Here is a 16,095-nt window from a genome sequence, read left to right on the forward strand (position 1 = left end):
ACTAACATCCTCATTCCCCACAGATGGGAGCGACAGCGTAGAGCCGGCGACCCATCACGGTCTTAGACTCGCGCAGCGATACGATGGTTTGTTGGGAGTGTAACCGAACGGGCTCTTCGGAGTTCGAACGTACCAGTGCTTACTCTCAAGGGCAACGGGAAATCATGAAAATTCTGAATGATTGATCTCGAGGGGGCCGGACTATTTGACGACGAGAGCTCCCACGAGGTTCATATAGGGGTGACCATAGCCACAGTATGTCGTACAGCTAAGGGTGTATTCACCACGCTGAGATGCAGAGAGTCGAGCAGTCGTGGGGGAAGTCGCGTCTGCTGGGAGCGGGATCGGATGAAGCATCATTCCTCCCCGCATGTGATTACGGCCTGCGGGCATCACGGCAAGACTGTGATTCGGATATTGTTGGTTTGCATTCTCAAGCAATTCATGCAGATCTCCTTTGGACGGTTCTGGAATCCGTCCCTCGTTTCGTTTCTCGAGTGCTTCGTGACTCGGAATCGCGTCACGAATATTGGCGGGTAAGTCCTCCAAAGCACCCCTCGCGTTGGTGTTGAACGCGACGATTTTGATAGAACTCCCCAAGTCGAATACTATCTTTTCCTGCATATCTCCGCTTTCATCGAGCAGAATGAATCCCCAATGATAGGAACCGATGTAGAGTGTCACATCGACCTTTCCTCCACTTCCAGGAAAACGGGGGCAGCGCACCCCGACAATGATGCCGTCGCTCCCCCGATTGCCAGCAGAAATTCGCGACGGCGCGAATACGTCATCTTGGAACTCACTCCTTTGATTGGAGCCTCGACCGTCGTGCTTCGAATTCTTCGTCGGAAAGGTCGCCCCGAGCGTAGGCGCGACGAGCCTCTTCCAGGGCTGCATCGTGTGACTCGTGGTGGTCGAACACCCGACGGACAAGGAGGTAGCCACCACCGAGAATGATGAGTAGGAAAATCAGCTGGAGACCTATTCCGACCCATCCGTACATCCCATTGCCACCTCCATATGGTCCACTCGTCATCCCACCATAACCCATCATCCCCATTCCCCCGAATGCCATCATGAGAATGGGCCAGAGAACGAGGATGCCTACAATGATGAGTACGATCGTGGTAAGGTCACGCCGGTTGGTCTCCGACATCGTCACTCTCCTCCGTTCGTTTCGATATCGGACAAAACGCGTTCAAATCGTTTCTGGACCTCGTTGGCGACCGAATCGAGTTTGGAATTGTCTGCAACCCCCACCAACTGTTCCGGGTCGACGGCGCTCACAGTTACACTACCATCATCGGTTTCGTAGACGATCACGTTACAAGGGAGGAGGGCACCAAGCTCAATCTCTTCCTCTAATGCCCGGTGTGCTAACTGAGGATTGCAGGCACCCAGAATTCGATAGTTCCGGAAATCCTCATCGAGCTTTTCTTTGAGTGTTTTCTGGACATCGATGTCACAGAGGACACCAAATCCTTCCTTTTCGAGCGAGTTGATAGTCAGCTCTACGACAGCGTCGAAATCGCCATCGATTTTCTCGTGCAGTGTATAGGGCATACAGTACAATATTGTCTTGAGTAGCATAAAGAGGTTGTGGAGAATCTAAAAACACGTGATGCGAACCACCTCACTACTTGTTATTCGATATAGTCTTCACAACTATCCGACTCTCTCACGATCAATCAAACTTCCCAAAGGGCCCAGTTTAAATCCAGCACGGACGTACGTCTCCGAGTACAACGTCGTCCAAGTCGGTGACGCTGCGGGAATCGCAAACCGTTTCTCCGGTAAGGGGATGTCGCAGTCGATTCACTCGTCATATCTCATGGCCTCATTAGCAGCTCAAGATTGACTTGCGGAGTATCCTGAGCGACTCTATGCGATGATGCGGCCAGAATATCGCCTCGCGTATCTCGTGCGTGGGATCCTCGAATCAAAGAACCCAGAGTTACTTGGTGACATTCTCACAGCAGTCACTAGTCTCGATGCCGAGGATGCTGACAGATCGCCCCATGCAGTGGTCAACCGATTGATCCGTCACCCGATTTTGCTTGGCCGGCTCATCGCCCAGCCAGAAGTTCGACGGCGGGGATACAATGCGTATATCAACCGCTGGAAGTAGCAACTGGGGCGCGGTTATGGTGTGCGAACTGTGAAGACTGGAACATCACCGTTTTACACGTCTACAGAATTCTGGGATCAAAATCACGAGTCTCGGGCTGCGCTCGTGTCAGGGGTGACAGCACTCCGACTGCTTCTCTCCCGACTCAACCAGAGCGTCGACATGACGTACACTTCGACGCCACGCGGTGAGAACACGAGCGGCTCGGAGACGGAGGAGACAGAGAATTAAGACCAACCACATTCTTTCAGGCCCATATATGATGGTGTGATCTGCGTTCGTTAGCAGTGTATTCGAGTTACTGCCGAAAACCGATTATCATAGTGTTGTCTTAGCTGATCACGTCGTAAAGTAGTGAAAAACGAAATAACCAAGAATGACGAGCCCGCCAACAATGACGCTTCCGAGTACGTAGTTCGCCCACCGCCGTTCGTCGAAGTTCCGTTCAGGCGTGACGAGAACGAGGAATCCGAAGACGAGCAGCGTCAAAACGCTCTTGCCAAGCCAGTGGTGGAGAAACACTCCCTCAATCAAATCTTTAAGATCAGGGATTAGTTCCGTCGCAAGCGTGATCGCAGTGACAAACCAGATAGTACCGACCGCCCCGACATAGTACCGATACAAAGAGGCATTCGCCATGTTAGATACTCCCTCCGAGGAGCGTCGTCGGGCCCGTTGCCGCACGGAAGCCGCTCGATATCAGGTACCCCATCCCGGCCATTGCGAAGGCAGTGAGGATAAGAAGAACTGTAATAACAAGGAGTGCGTACCGTGCATCGCCAGTAAATTCGTCGCGTGTCCGCAATGCCCCCGCCTGAAGAAGCGCTAAGCCAGGAAGGAATAGGAAAATATGTTCCTTTGCTTCCATGAAGATTTCGTGACTCCACGGTTGGGGGCCACTGACGATGACGTCTTTTATTTGCTGATAGCCGGTTAAGTAGTAGTTGCCACCAACGATCCACGCCACCGCCAATGAACCAAGTGCCACAAGCGAAATACGCCGTACGCGTGCTACGTTTGTCTGGTCAACGCCACGATAGAATTCGACGAACGTCCAGAGAAACAACACCGCCGATAACTCGCCGAAAATGGCGTGTACCCCAATCCCCGGATGTGGCATGAAAAGAGTGTTCAACGGTCTCTAAGATAAACTTCAGCCGTTTGATTCACCAGAACTGACCGCCAACGATTGTCGTCTGTTGAAGCCTGATATCCACAGTTCTTGGCCGAGATCCGGAGAGACGGGGAAAAACATAGCACTACGAGGAACGTAAGTAGTAAAATGGCACGACGTGGTGACGTGCAAGCATCAGTAAATCAGCCAACGGTTGCAGTGCTTGGAGGGGCTGTCGCAGGACTCGCTGCCGCAGAGCGTTTTCGAGAGTTTGCGGATGTAACCATGTTCGAGCGCCAGTCATACGACGATAAGCGAGTCAACTGTGGTGAGGCAATCAACGAGGCTTCGCTTGTTCCCCTCGAAAAAATCGCCGAAAACGGATTCGTAAACCGTGTCAAGCAGTTCGAAATCGAGATCTATGGCTCTACGAATCACGCAAACAAACCACCACTCGCCAGATCAAGTATTGACCCAAAATGCGGCTACATCACGGACAGAAATGTCGTGGAGTGCCGATGGGCCACACGACTTGCCACCGGTGAGGATGGCCCTGCGGTGGATGTCCGTGATGACACAAACGTCTCGATTGGCCAGTATTGGGAACTCGTCGAAGCTTACGACTACGTGGTTGACGCGACAGGCCACCCATCACTCACGACCAAAGCAGCAGGTGAAACGAACCAGTACACTGGCGATATGATTGCGCTTAACGCTGACGTCGAAGGTGAGTTTGCTGAGTATCTTCATCTGCCACGAATCGTCTTTGAGGGATACGTCGGATACTGGTGGTGCTTTCCGAAAACTGAGACCCGAGCAAACGTTGGAATCGGGTGGGCCGGCACCGAGCGCCCCACCAACTACATAGAAGCGCTTTGGAGCGCCTGTGACCGGATGGACATTCCACGACCTAATCGTGAGGATGTTAACGCTGCCACGATTCCCCAGGGCCCGAGCCTCGATCTAGAACGTCTCCATCCTGAACAGGGTGTGTTTCTCGTTGGTGATGCTGCTGGAATCGCCAACCGCTATCAGGGTGAAGGAATCTGTCAGGCAATTCGTTCATCGAATCTTCTTGCACGACTGGTTCGAGAGAATCGTGAGTCCAACTATCCACGACACCTCCATAAGCAGATGAAGGCAGAATACCGGCTCGCAACACTGATGCGAAGCGTGTTAGAGGATACGGATGACGTGCAGCTCGTTGCCCATGTCGCAACGGCTATTGATGGACTGACCGTCAACGACGTGACCCGGCGACCGTGGCGCGTCTATACGCGAATTGTTCAGCGTCCGAGATTACTCGCTCGTCTCGCCGGAACCCCAGCGATGCGACGGCGCCTGGTCAGGGCGTACACCGATTGTTGGGAGTACAACAGTGTCACATAGCACTGAGAGCGAACATTTATATTTGAGGTGCCTTAGTAACTGAAGCAACGTGTCTAAGGATCTAAATGGGATACTCTCGGTTTTCTTGGCATTCATGATAGAAATCAAATTGAGTCTGCTTAACGAACTATCGAATCTATGCCCAGAATCGCGATTGAACCGTTGTTCATTACATCTATAGTCTCGTAATGCAAGAGGGAAAGTGTTTAAAGATGGGTGGCGATGGGAAGTTAGGAGACAGTCAAGTTTTGTCCTAACTACCTCTCTAACAAACGCTATATAAATCCATGGATTGTTCGCTGCCAGAATTAACAACGTATCCTTAACACTCACAAAACGGGTATCACTTCTGAAGTACTACACGATACTATGACGACATCAGATGTCGATAGTGGGCTTGCCCGAAGCATCGTTGCAATATTGGCCGTATTAGTTCTCCTTCCGGTATTGACGATGGTTGTTATGTTTCCGATGATGGGCTGGGGAGGTGGATGGATGATGGGTGGCAGATTTTCCGGGAGCGTCTCACCATGGTGGGGATTGGGGATGATACTGATTTGGCTTGTCATCCTCCTCGGGATCGGGTACGCGCTCTACCGAACCCTTCTTCGCACTCCGTCGAGCGAAATGGACAGTGCACTTGAGGAATTACGACATTCGTATGCTCGTGGTGAACTTTCGGATGACAAATTCGAAACACGTCGCGAGTTACTCGGTCAAAAGCGGTGACGGGGTGTTTCGTGTAGTCAGATACTTCCTTGCGATACAAATTTGTTTTTCGAAATCGTATCAGACGTCAACTGCTGCGGATGTTCTATCGTGGAAAAGAATCAAGCGTGATGGAGACGTCCACTATGACGAGTATGATGGGGGGTGCGAGCGTCTGGGTGGTTGAGTCGGGGATGGTATTTTTCGTCGTATTTGGCTTGCTCATCGGAATTCTCTTCGGATTCTTCGGTCTCGGTGGGAGCTTCTTCGTCACGCCAGCACTCCTTGTCTTAGGCCACCCAGCGAAGGCAGCAGTTGGTTCAGGATTGGTGTTCGTCTTCGGCACATCAATCGCTGCCGTCGTTACACATCGTGGGTTAGGTCATATTGATTACAAGCTCGGGTTCTTACTCGTTCTGGGATGACGATGGGGATCGAAGTGGGGAAACGGATCCTATTCGCGTTAGCTACTGCCGGCGTCGCAAATTTCGTAATCAGCATCGTGTACGTAGGGTTATTAGCAGCTGTCGGACTCTACACATTGCACGATGTTCAGACGGGTCGATCTGAAGCAGCTTCAGATATCGATTCGTCATTGATTCGCCGGATTAGCACCTTCCCCGCTCCACCAATGATGACGTTTAAAAGTAATGTTTCTGCTTCAGCGGCGGTGATAGTAGTGCTCGCCTTCTTAACGGGTATCCTAGCGGGTGTGCTTGGAGTGGGGGGAGGGTTTCTTGTCCTGCCTGGTTTGATGTACGGATTGGCACTCCCAGAAGCAGTCGCAGTTGGGACTGATATCTTCCAGATCGCAATCTCAAGCGGATACGGAGCTTTTCGTTACACCCAAGCGGGTGCCGTTCACCTGTCAGTCGTGGTTCCGTTACTCGGAGGAAGCATTTTTGGGGCGTATATCGGCTCGCGATTAACGGAGTACGTCGATTTGACGATGTTCAAGCAATACTTTGCGGCGATGCTACTCGTCGATAGCGTTGCGGTGATGAGCAAAATAGTCAGTCATACCTACGGTATCGCTGCTCTCCATGTATTGAGTCTCATTCTTCTCTTCGGAACGGCACTCATCATGAGCCTCGTCGTCGTCTCCTTCGGAACTCGAAACTTCTTATGGCACGAACACCAACTGTTAGAAGACAACTGAGGCGACTCCGTTTGTAAGCGAAATATCGTCCATTTTTTCTCGAAATTTTAGATCGCCATCGACGCGAGCGGATCTACCTTTTGTGCTCGGCTCTGCACGTTTATAAACTACCCTCAGAATGGAAAAAAGTGGTCGATTTCTTCCATCAGTCCGTCAAGATCGCGGTCTGGTTGCTCCCGAACCCACGAGAAAAGGTTATAGACAGCCTCTTTGAGGCCGTGTTCAAGCTGTGATCGGAGTGAGGACGCTTTCGACTTGAGTCTCTCCGAGACGCTCGACCCAGAATTGAGACGGAGGAGGCTGTAGGTCATCATCTGAAGGTGCCAGTGGCGACTGGCACCTTCAGAATCGCGCATCTCGCAGTCTACAAGGCCAAGATCCTGCTTCGAGTCCTCGAAGAACGTCTCGATGCGCCAGCGATACGAATACGTCCGAATGATGTGTGACGAAGGTGCGTCGACCTTGTTCGTGACGAGGTACCTCACGGGATTGTCCTCGTCATCGTCATCAGTGACTTTCTCCGCGATCGCAAGCTGCACATCGCCTAACTCTGAGACAGACAGCGTTTTTGTCCAAATATTGTACGTTTCGTCGTCGATTTCTCGCTCAATCTTGTCGATTCGCTCTTCCAGCGCATCGACGCGCATCTCCTCGCCGTCGTAGGTTAGTTGCCGATTGCTCCGGAGCGGTCCTACCCAGTCCTTGTCGTAGGACTCGGCGTGCTCAATGAGATCCGAATCGTGAGCAAACCCGGAATCGAAGAGGTAGGTTTCCGCAGGAACACCTACCTCTTCTTCCAGTTGCGTCACCATCTCGCGAGAGAGATCGTACTTCGTCTGGTGGTCATCGGCTGGATCATCGTCGGTATCTTTCTTGTACTGGCGAAACACGAGCGAATAGGACGTTTTGTCGTCAGTGTAGGTTCACTTTATTCGATTTCGACTTTCTGTTGGTTCACGATCTTTTCTATGCCATATAACATATGACGTTTGGCCATGCCAAGAATATTTTTCGACATCCTTTTGTTAAGGATGTGATTCTCTACGTCCTCCCTCTCTGAAGAAGGCAATGACATCATAGAACGAGAGCCAGCCTATTGACGGATATAGATAGATATCAGAAGGAAGAGATTGGTGCGACAAGCGGTTTTCTCCTCTGACACCCCTCCCGTCAATGTGACAAAAGAGTATTTAAGTTCGACTGCAGCAGATCAACTAGATTAACGAAGGTACCTCAATGGGTTCTGTCCGCTTCGAAGCAGAAAATTTGCATCGAGAACCACCTCTCGCTGGTAGTAGTTGGTGTCATGTTTCCTTGAGGTCGATGACCCGTCCGCTTACACTGTAGCATACAAGCATTAGGTCTCCAGAATGTATCGTTATGCAGTGACTGTGACTGATACCCACCCACTTGGCCCACTTGGGAAGGGTGACTGCTCATTACGTGGTTGAAGCTTGCCATCACCATCGGTTGCCCGAACGGTAACCGTGTGTTCACCTGGAGGCGGTGTCCAAGTGTACTTCCACTGTCGCCACGCGTCATATTCTCCCAAAACGTCTCTCTTGTCCAGTGGGCCGCTTAACGTCGCATCTTCCCACGTAGTTTCTCCGTCCATTGAAACTTCAACGCGCTCAATACCACGTGTTCCAGCATAGGCGTGGCCGGCGACCCGGATCGATCCATCTTCTAGAGTATCGACCGCCCAGATTTTGGCGACGGTGTTCACCGGTCCCGTCCCATGCCATCCTCTCTTCTCCCAATATCCGTTCGTCCGTTTGTTCAGTATTTCGATCTCGGTGAGCCATTTCACGTTGATTTCGCCCCAGTGTCCAGGAATCAGCGCCCGAACCGGGTAGCCGTGCTTTCGCGGGAGCACCTCCCCGTTCATGCCATATGCGAGGAATCCAGTCTCGAGTGCAGCAAGGGGGAACTCCTCGAAATAGCCGTCCTCGGCTCGAAGCATCACGCACTCACATCCGCCCTGCGGGCTCGCCCGGTTGATGATATCTACGATTGGGACGCCAATCCAGATGGCATTGTCCATGAGGTTCGCGTTCAGTTGCTCGCCGACACAGCGTAGTGTCTTGAACTTCATTTCGGACCGCATGGCGCGTAACTCGTCGTAGGTGAGTACAAATTTGTTGTCGACGGCGCCAGTCACCGAGAGTTCCCACTGGGCAGAATCAATTGTTGGATTGATCGAGTTGATATCGACTTCGTAGAACTTGTCGGTAGCGCTGACGAGGCCGGGTATGCTGGCGATGTCGAACTGTTTCGACCGTGCCTGTTCTGCGAGTTTCGTCGCCGAGGGTAGCGGCATCGATTCACTGGCGGGTATCGTTCGTTGACGCCCAACAAGGTAAGCAATAATGCTGAACCCAAGTCCTGCACTGACAGTCCTAATAAACCGTCGTCGCACTATCGAAACCGGCGGCCGTTCAGGTTCTCCACTACCGTAAGTGATGAGTTCGACGACGACAATGGAGGGGACAGCCGCTGCGACCGCACCCACTGGCACCCCAGTCAACTGTACGGTAACCATCCAAACGAAAATCCCAGCCCCGATCGCTGATGCAAATCGGATTCCTAGCCAGCTACCGATTTCGGATCCAACCCAGGTTGCGACCGCAAGTAGTGCTACGGTCAGTACGAATGAAAGCGCGAAGGCGAGTTGAGTACCGAGATAACCAAGCGTTTGAATCGAAAAAGTCACAAGTTCTGCAGGTGAATTATTAACAACGAACGTGTTTACAGGAGTCACAACGAACTCAGGAGTGCTTCCAGAGACCGCAAAAGAACCCGCGACGGAGACGATACCTCCAAGAATTGCTGCTCCAACCCGGAGGTATCGATCGAGTGTAAGCACAACTATAGATAGGTCTAGTATGTATTTCCAACTTTCTTCAATCATCCTATCAATACTTAGCAAATCTATCAGGGGCCACATCACGAGAAATGATCGCGTATACGAGTGGTGAACCCCATGGATTTCGATTGCTGTTAGTATAATATTTCAATCAATACACTCGGCTAACCATTCTCTCTCCGAATCAAGAGTTCTCGATAGAAAATCAGTCTCTCGTTGGCAGGGACAGGTTTTCGTGCTTCCTCGAGGGCATCAACCCAGTGATAGTCACTGCCGCTTATGATTTTAGGCGGCAAGAGATCAACTATACGTGGGATAGATAGCACTCACTCATCGATATTCCCATGTACGCAAACGATTCTCCCAAACGTAGTCAGACATCTTTCGCTTCGACTGGTTCAGATGAGTTCGAATGGAATCACAGTACGTGAAGGGTTTATACGAGTTACCCGTATCATCACATGGTGAGTTGGGAATGGGACAGAACCACCATGCAGTGAGGTGTTTGGAGTGTGAGCAAGTCTATTCTGCTCGTTTGCATGACGGTGATGTCATCCGTCCGACCGAAACAGGGGTCTGTAAGTGTGGGACAACACAAGTCGTTGACCTGACGGTAGAAAAAGTGCGTAACGTACGTGCGACTGCCGTAGATAGGGCTGGCAAAGAAGATGAATACGTGGAGTAACACCGTCGGGCCCCTTAATCCCCCACTGAGACTTGCAGGCAGGGTTGCAATACGCACCACGGATTGCGCACAGATTGATTCGGGGGTCCCGGGACGGTTACACTTCCGCTTAGACGATTAATAGGTCTTCTATAGCTCATCCTTCTCTCTTCATTTGTACTAACGAGCCCGTCAAATAATGCTGACATGCTTGATCCGTCCATGAACTACGACGGGTGCAGCGACGCAACAGATTGTGGTGAATGCCAGTTTCGACCAAGCATGCCAGTGGCTCCGTTCGCCACAATTCTTCATCTTCAGCGACAAAAATAATCATTTGCTTAGGTATGAAATTTGCCAGACAAACTATACAATGGCGAGATGGTCGTCATCGCTCTGCTCCAACACCCTGTGTGGGTATGTAGTTATATACATTAACCAACAAATCTATTCCATCTCGCAACCTAATGTTGGTTAATGAGAACAACACTGATGCCGGAATCACCTAAACCGCAACCCTCTGATCGGCTGCCCAAGTACATTGTCGAAGGCTTGCAGGAACAAGACAGTGAGACGTTACGAGCGGTTGCGGACTATGCACAAGAGCTTCATGTATATCGTGCCGCACAGGCGGAAGCCGACCGTACAACCGCCGCTGACACTCATCTAATGAAACAGGCGACAGCTGACGAACTCGCTGCTAGAGCCCATATAAAAGAGATTCCTGATAATGTCCAGATCGGAACACGATTTTCGAAAGCGGTGTTCCAGCAAAGGCATCGATCGTGACGAAGACAATCAATGACTGCCAGTATTACTATTTCCAGTGGCGAGAAAGCAATCGGATCAAATCGGAATATCTCGCTCCTGTGAGCCCACAATAGTGGTTTTGATTGTCATATTTTCCTCTCGTAGTACTAAGAAGGGATCATCTATTAACCAACATACAAAATTAGTCATTGTGTTGGTTAAAATCGAGTGACAGCGTACGAATATACCCCGCAGTTGTGAATTCTCGTCTCAGCCTCACCTCTATCGATTTGTTCTATATGCCTGCAGTCAGCCGAATACGGTACTATTTGGATATATAAATATCGAGGTTATCAAAGGACGATTTCTGGTAAGTTATTCTCTCGTGGATTCCCTGTAATTGACCTCCTCCCTCCGTCCTTTTTCACCAGAACAAATCGATAGGGGTGTGAGTGTGGTCCTGTGGATTGCCGTCAGGATATATTCGCCCATCACATCTGGAGAGCTGCTGTTTTCAGTTTCGACATTTTCTTTTCATTGAATCTATAGCATCCGTCCATGGATTCCTCCTCGATGAACAAATCGATAGAGGTGACTCTCCGTATGTAGGGGATTCGGTGAACAAGTCGATAGGGGTGCGTCTTTCCTGTGTTTGGTCGATCGTTCTCGGATAGTATACTATACTAACACTCAGCACCTGCTACGTCGTGTATTTTCCCTACATCATCAGGCCACCAATGAGGCGAGCGTGTGTCATTTTGTCCCAAGGCTTTACGTCGGTAGTGGGTGTTTTTGATTATATCGATGATTTCGAATCGGCGATCACCACTCACACCACTTGCGCAAGAATCGCTCGAGACACTCGCAAACGCACTGCCGAGTGAGGGAGAACTCACGTACGAGCAAGCGTACACAACCCTCAAAGATCGTGAGGAGCTCGAGCAGCCTGCTGCCGAAGATATCATCGAACGACTCTACATGCGGGGCCACATCTACGAAGTTGAAGGAAAGCTCCGGCTGACGGATTATCGACCTGAATAGCAAGGATAGGCTCGGTGATAACGTCACATTTGGCACTCGGATTCGACGGTTTCAGACTTCTCACGTCTTGTTTCGGCTCCCTCAACGACCTGCTCGCTTCTCAAACTGGCTTAACTAGACAGTGATTGCTAGCGAGTCGTATTCCTGACCTACGCTATCCATTTCTACCAGCAACAGGCGCGTCCATACTGTTTAGATCTCTCCAATCGACTTATCTATCTGTTGCCATTCAAAAAATTATAGAAATATGTTTAAAAGAGCAGTGCTCGTAACCACAGAGATCCAGCTGGCTCACCGTTCTTGCGATCCTCTCCTTGCATGGATTCCTGTTTCGATAACACGATGCGAAAATTCGATAGTGGTGTCCATACCATATGGCGCGCAGTCTCAGGGGACGTGGGTTTGGGGTATCTCACACCCTGATAAGAGGGTGAAAATAATCCGGGTCTTGGCAATAAATAGAGAGATGATTACGACGTCATGGCGCTATCTCCAGTCCCGACAGACAAAGTTTGCATGCCTGCAGTGAACCCAATTGCTACTTTCGATGGATGCCTACACAATAGCGGTGAGTGAAAAATGTGAAAGCCGTTCGAATCAGTTGAATAAATTAGAAAAATGATTATTATCATGGTCGATTACTGATGAGCTGAGGTATGGGACACCAAACCACGCTCGACCGGCGTACATTCATTCAAACGACTGGAGCAGCGGGCGCAGCCACTATGCTGCCGTTCAGCGGAACGGCGGCCGCGGCCGACACGCACAGGATCATCGACGATTCATTTAACCTGAACGTGAGCGGGTTGAAGGAGGCGCTGGTCGTGTTCTCCTCGACCAACCAGGTCGACCGGCTCCGCCATCTTGATCTCGCAAACGGCTACCACAAGTTCGAGGTGCTCCCCATCGGCTACACGGAACTGACGAGCACTCAGATTCGCACCGTCGCAGATTGGCCGGAGGTTCGATACGTCCAGAAGAACGTCGAACTGGAATATTACAACGACGACGCCCGCGAGGCGACAAAGGCTGGGTCGGTGCAGTCGAACCTCGGCTACACCGGCGCCAGCGTTCACTCGGTCGTTATCGACAGCGGCGTTGACGGTGACCACCCAGATCTCGAAGACGATCTCGTCGCCAACTGGCGATACGTCAATCCGCTCTCCAGCAGCGAGGACACCACCTGGAAGAACGTCGGGAGTCTGGACAGCGACGATAACGGCCACGGCACCCACTGCTCGGGTTCTATTACGGGGTCGGGTAAGGAGAGCGACGGGCAGTACAAGGGCATGGCGCCGGACGCCGACCTCACGGTCTACTCTGCGGGGCTGACCCTCCTCATCGTCAAACCGGTTGCCGCCTACGACCACCTGCTCGCGCGCCAGCAGGCAGGCGACGTCGATGTGCAAGTCGTCAGCAACTCGTGGGGCGGCGGTGACGGAACCGACTTCAATCCGGACGACGCAGTCAATGTCGCCACGTGGCATGCCTACAACAAGGGCATCCTCCCCGTATTCGCGGCGAGCAACAGCGGACCGAGTACAAACACGCTTAACCAGTACGCGACCGCGCCTCACGTCCTCGGCGTGGCTGCAACGAAAGATGACAAGACCGTCACCGACTTCTCTTCGCGCGGGCGCACACCGAGCTACGACGGGCCGACGAACTACGACCGCAAGAAAGCACTGCGGAACCTCGAAGAGTACTATGCCGCCGATAAGACCGAAACCCAGGTCGATTCCGGGTCGTACTCGGGAACGGTGACGGCCACGACTAGCGAGTACCACCGATGGGACGCCCCGAAGAAAGCGGGGTACGTGGACGCCAGGCTGTCGTGGACGCCGAGCGCGGAAGACGTTGACTTCTACCTCCACGAGGAGAGCACGGATGGCCGGGTGGTCGCCAGCGGCGCGACGCTGAACGAACCCGAGGAGCTGGCAGCCACCATCGATGGCGGAACGACCTACTACTTCGAGATTCGACCGTTCGCGGATGTCGCGGCGGACTACACCGTCGAGTTCACGGCGTACGAGGGGATCAAACGCAACGTGACACCGACGGGAATCTACCGCCCTGGCGTTGCGGCACCGGGGAACTACGTGATGAGCACGCTCGCACCGGAAGACCCGCTGCAGGCCTATGCCGCCGGCACCGAGCACCAAGACACCGAGGTGTACTACGGCGCGATCAGTGGTACCTCGATGTCTTGTCCGGTTACGGCTGGCATCGCCACCCTCGTCGTCGACGCCTACCAGCAGAACTTCGGCGAATCCCCCGACCCCATCGATGTGCTGAACACCATCGAAATGGAGGCCGAGGACGTCCATGACAGCTACACGCCGTGGAACGTCGGCGCAGGCTTCGTCGACGCCTACGACGCCGTAAAGCGGGCAGAGTCGGGCGACTGGGGTACTTTCGGCACTGTAAAACTCGCCGATTACTGAGCACAGGAACGCCCACCACGAATCGGTTCACGAACACACGATATCACGGTACGAATCCATGACCAACGATCGCACCTCACTGACGGACACGACACGACGCACAGTGCTAAAGACGCTCGGTGGCGCCGCCGCGCTCACGGCCGCGCCGACCGCGAGCGCCCATGAGTTCAACGGTGACTCCGCCGGCGATGGTACCTCGTCGGATCATGACCACACGGACGCCAGCCTTCACGGTTCATCGAGCAATGTCGAACTCCTCGACTATCACAGTCTCGGCCAGCGAGGCCCGTCGAGCTCTAACTCGGCCGACAGCCCTCACTACGGCGGCATTTCCGAGATGCGCATCGTCGGCGACTACGCGTACGTCTGTTTCTTCTCCTCGAAGGATCCGACCAACAACCGGGGCATGGGCGTCATCGACATCTCGGAGTTCAACGCCGCCAACAACGCTAGCGACCTCCGGGACGCCGAGATGAACTTCGTCGCGTTCGTCCGCAACGACAACGACGCGGCGGCGGTAATGGATCTCAAAACGAGCGCCAACGGCGACTATGTGTTCTACGCGAAACAACCCGTCTCGGCTCTGTTCGACGATCCCGATCCAACGCCAAGCACGAAGGAAGATTCGACCGGAACACTGGCGGGAGCCATCACGGCCGTCGACGTGACCGACCCTAAGAACCCATCGATTGCCGGAACTTTCGCCCACGACACCGGCTTCCACAACTGTTGGCACCACGAAATCGGCGGCACCGACTACGTCTTCGCGATCAAAGACATCGAATTGGACGGCACCTCCGGGGTGTACGTGTTCGAGTTCGACCGGACGACAGGCGTTTTTGAGCTGGTCAACACGTGGAACCAGCAAGGGAACTTTGAGGACGGCAACGTCACTGGCGGGGATAAGTACATCCACGACATCGTCGTACAGGACGATCCCCGTCTGGAGAAGCCCGTAGGATACCTCTCGTACTGGAACGCCGGCGTGTACGTGCTCGACCTCTCGAACCCGACGGACATCTCCGTGCTCGGGCACTTCACGATGTCGAACGCCCACTACGCCGAACCCGCGCCGACCTACTTCGACGGCAAGCGGATTCTCATTGCTGGCCACGAGTACCCGAGCGATAAGAATGGTCATTCCGGACACGTAAAACTCCTCGACGCCGACGGCCTTGACGACGGATACACGAAGGGCGAAGATAATATCGTCGAACTCGACTACTGGGAGTGGCGCGACGACGTGTCCTACGACGGTACATACACTTTTAGCCCGCACAACTTCACTGTCACTGAAGCGAAATGGGTTCACGTCGGCCACTACCACGGTGGGACCCGCTTTTTGCGCATCGACACTGGGGACTGGTCGCTCACCGAGAAGGGCTACTTCCAGGCCGCCAAAGACGTCCCGGAGGAATCGAAGGTAGTCGGTCTGAACCACGCCGCACCGCTCACCTGGACGGCCGTGACCCAGAACGGCGTCACCTATGCCGCCGACATCAACACCGGCGTCTACGCCCTGCAGTACAAACCTGACAGTACTGTTAAGGGTGCAAGCATTGGCGCGGCGGGTGTCGTCGGCTCTGTTGGACTATTGGCACGGCGATACGGTGACGCCCTACGGACGGCGCTTGACACTTTGCTTTCCACGTAAGTTGTCTTCATCCACGACGACACGGACGTCGCCTATTCGTCTTATTTCGCGCCCGTGACCTGCAGGTCACTGTCGCAAACGATGGAGTGGCGGCGATCGAGTCACCGACCGATGGCACTGGACGTGGTACCGACGGGGGTGAACCACGGCAGGTGAAAATCTGATGGTGTCCTGAATC

General features: G+C 52.9%; 15 protein-coding genes and 2 pseudogenes. 10 read left to right on the forward strand and 7 right to left on the reverse strand.

Annotation, left to right across the window (positions count from 1 at the left end; translation table 11 throughout):
* Positions 1–201: 201 nt before the first annotated feature.
* The 3 genes from ACN2TU_RS23880 to ACN2TU_RS23890 form a co-directional block, all read right to left on the reverse strand.
* A complete protein-coding gene (locus tag ACN2TU_RS23880; RefSeq protein WP_435159009.1) occupies positions 202–684 on the reverse strand; it encodes a cupredoxin domain-containing protein in 483 nt (160 codons plus the stop codon).
* A 115-nt stretch (positions 685–799) separates the two neighbouring features.
* The gene (locus tag ACN2TU_RS23885; RefSeq protein ID WP_435159010.1) at positions 800–1,156 is read right to left on the reverse strand and encodes an SHOCT domain-containing protein; all 357 of its coding nucleotides are present in this window, start codon (positions 1,154–1,156) and stop codon (positions 800–802) included.
* A 2-nt stretch (positions 1,157–1,158) separates the two neighbouring features.
* Positions 1,159–1,563: a DUF302 domain-containing protein gene (locus tag ACN2TU_RS23890; RefSeq protein ID WP_435159012.1), complete on the reverse strand. Its 405-nt coding sequence runs from the start codon at positions 1,561–1,563 to the stop codon at positions 1,159–1,161.
* A gap of 325 nt (positions 1,564–1,888) precedes the next feature.
* Here ACN2TU_RS23890 and ACN2TU_RS23895 point away from each other — a divergent pair, with 325 nt between their 5' ends.
* Together ACN2TU_RS23895 and ACN2TU_RS23900 are read left to right on the forward strand one after the other, a co-directional pair.
* Positions 1,889–2,128: a hypothetical protein gene (locus ACN2TU_RS23895; RefSeq protein ID WP_435159014.1), complete on the forward strand. Its 240-nt coding sequence runs from the start codon at positions 1,889–1,891 to the stop codon at positions 2,126–2,128.
* A 105-nt stretch (positions 2,129–2,233) separates the two neighbouring features.
* Entirely contained in the window at positions 2,234–2,359 is a 126-nt protein-coding gene (locus tag ACN2TU_RS23900) for a hypothetical protein (protein WP_435159016.1), read from the forward strand.
* A 108-nt stretch (positions 2,360–2,467) separates the two neighbouring features.
* On the opposite strand, the gene ACN2TU_RS23905 is transcribed toward ACN2TU_RS23900, so the two are convergent.
* Entirely contained in the window at positions 2,468–2,767 is a 300-nt protein-coding gene (locus tag ACN2TU_RS23905) for a hypothetical protein (RefSeq protein WP_435159017.1), read from the reverse strand.
* 1 nt (position 2,768) lies between these two features.
* Positions 2,769–3,248, reverse strand: coding sequence for a hypothetical protein (locus ACN2TU_RS23910; protein ID WP_435159018.1), 480 nt, complete (start codon positions 3,246–3,248; stop codon positions 2,769–2,771).
* A gap of 162 nt (positions 3,249–3,410) precedes the next feature.
* Here ACN2TU_RS23910 and ACN2TU_RS23915 point away from each other — a divergent pair, with 162 nt between their 5' ends.
* From ACN2TU_RS23915 to ACN2TU_RS23925, 3 genes and pseudogenes are all read left to right on the forward strand, one after another.
* On the forward strand, positions 3,411–4,631 hold the full coding sequence (locus ACN2TU_RS23915; RefSeq protein ID WP_435159019.1) for an NAD(P)/FAD-dependent oxidoreductase: 1,221 nt from the start codon (positions 3,411–3,413) through the stop codon (positions 4,629–4,631).
* 369 nt (positions 4,632–5,000) lie between these two features.
* Positions 5,001–5,360, forward strand: a complete 360-nt coding sequence (locus ACN2TU_RS23920) for an SHOCT domain-containing protein (RefSeq protein WP_435159020.1) — start codon at positions 5,001–5,003, stop codon at positions 5,358–5,360.
* Between the two features lie 173 nt (positions 5,361–5,533).
* Positions 5,534–6,498, forward strand: a pseudogene (locus ACN2TU_RS23925) (sulfite exporter TauE/SafE family protein).
* A 113-nt stretch (positions 6,499–6,611) separates the two neighbouring features.
* On the opposite strand, the pseudogene ACN2TU_RS23930 reads toward ACN2TU_RS23925, so the two are convergent.
* Positions 6,612–7,418, reverse strand: a pseudogene (locus ACN2TU_RS23930) (transposase); the annotation flags it as partial.
* Between the two features lie 458 nt (positions 7,419–7,876).
* Positions 7,877–9,409, reverse strand: a complete 1,533-nt coding sequence (locus tag ACN2TU_RS23935; RefSeq protein ID WP_435159021.1) for a molybdopterin-dependent oxidoreductase — start codon at positions 9,407–9,409, stop codon at positions 7,877–7,879.
* A gap of 1,096 nt (positions 9,410–10,505) precedes the next feature.
* Between ACN2TU_RS23935 and ACN2TU_RS23940 the strand changes: the two genes are divergently transcribed.
* From ACN2TU_RS23940 to ACN2TU_RS23955, 5 genes are all read left to right on the forward strand, one after another.
* Complete coding sequence (locus ACN2TU_RS23940; protein ID WP_435159022.1) at positions 10,506–10,817, forward strand: hypothetical protein; 312 nt, start codon at positions 10,506–10,508, stop codon at positions 10,815–10,817.
* The gene (locus ACN2TU_RS27035) at positions 10,814–10,912 is read left to right on the forward strand and encodes a DUF6788 family protein (RefSeq protein WP_472850225.1); all 99 of its coding nucleotides are present in this window, start codon (positions 10,814–10,816) and stop codon (positions 10,910–10,912) included. The genes ACN2TU_RS23940 and ACN2TU_RS27035 overlap by 4 nt, the downstream gene beginning before the upstream one ends.
* A 670-nt stretch (positions 10,913–11,582) precedes the next feature.
* Positions 11,583–11,819 carry a hypothetical protein gene (locus ACN2TU_RS23945; RefSeq protein ID WP_435159023.1) on the forward strand — a complete coding sequence of 79 codons (237 nt, stop codon included), beginning with the start codon at positions 11,583–11,585 and terminating at the stop codon, positions 11,817–11,819.
* A gap of 656 nt (positions 11,820–12,475) precedes the next feature.
* Entirely contained in the window at positions 12,476–14,263 is a 1,788-nt protein-coding gene (locus ACN2TU_RS23950; protein WP_435159024.1) for a S8 family serine peptidase, read from the forward strand.
* A gap of 58 nt (positions 14,264–14,321) precedes the next feature.
* Positions 14,322–15,917, forward strand: a complete 1,596-nt coding sequence (locus ACN2TU_RS23955) for an LVIVD repeat-containing protein (RefSeq protein WP_435159026.1) — start codon at positions 14,322–14,324, stop codon at positions 15,915–15,917.
* Positions 15,918–16,095 lie beyond the last annotated feature (178 nt).

The sequence above is a fragment of the Haladaptatus marinus genome, assembly GCF_051194195.1.

Bases quoted from the DNA above. Each gene is read 5' to 3' on its own strand.
- ACN2TU_RS23910 (WP_435159018.1), bottom strand. From the start codon at position 3,248: ATGCCACATCCGGGGATTGGGGTACACGCCATTTTCGGCGAGTTATCG.
- ACN2TU_RS23935 (WP_435159021.1), bottom strand. From the start codon at position 9,409: ATGATTGAAGAAAGTTGGAAATACATACTAGACCTATCTATAGTTGTG.
- ACN2TU_RS23955 (WP_435159026.1), top strand. From the start codon at position 14,322: ATGACCAACGATCGCACCTCACTGACGGACACGACACGACGCACAGTG.
- ACN2TU_RS23920 (WP_435159020.1), top strand. From the start codon at position 5,001: ATGACGACATCAGATGTCGATAGTGGGCTTGCCCGAAGCATCGTTGCA.
- ACN2TU_RS23890 (WP_435159012.1), bottom strand. From the start codon at position 1,563: ATGCCCTATACACTGCACGAGAAAATCGATGGCGATTTCGACGCTGTC.
- ACN2TU_RS23885 (WP_435159010.1), bottom strand. From the start codon at position 1,156: ATGTCGGAGACCAACCGGCGTGACCTTACCACGATCGTACTCATCATT.
- ACN2TU_RS23950 (WP_435159024.1), top strand. From the start codon at position 12,476: ATGGGACACCAAACCACGCTCGACCGGCGTACATTCATTCAAACGACT.
- ACN2TU_RS23940 (WP_435159022.1), top strand. From the start codon at position 10,506: ATGAGAACAACACTGATGCCGGAATCACCTAAACCGCAACCCTCTGAT.
- ACN2TU_RS23945 (WP_435159023.1), top strand. From the start codon at position 11,583: ATGATTTCGAATCGGCGATCACCACTCACACCACTTGCGCAAGAATCG.
- ACN2TU_RS23915 (WP_435159019.1), top strand. From the start codon at position 3,411: ATGGCACGACGTGGTGACGTGCAAGCATCAGTAAATCAGCCAACGGTT.
- ACN2TU_RS23895 (WP_435159014.1), top strand. From the start codon at position 1,889: ATGATGCGGCCAGAATATCGCCTCGCGTATCTCGTGCGTGGGATCCTC.
- ACN2TU_RS23905 (WP_435159017.1), bottom strand. From the start codon at position 2,767: ATGGCGAATGCCTCTTTGTATCGGTACTATGTCGGGGCGGTCGGTACT.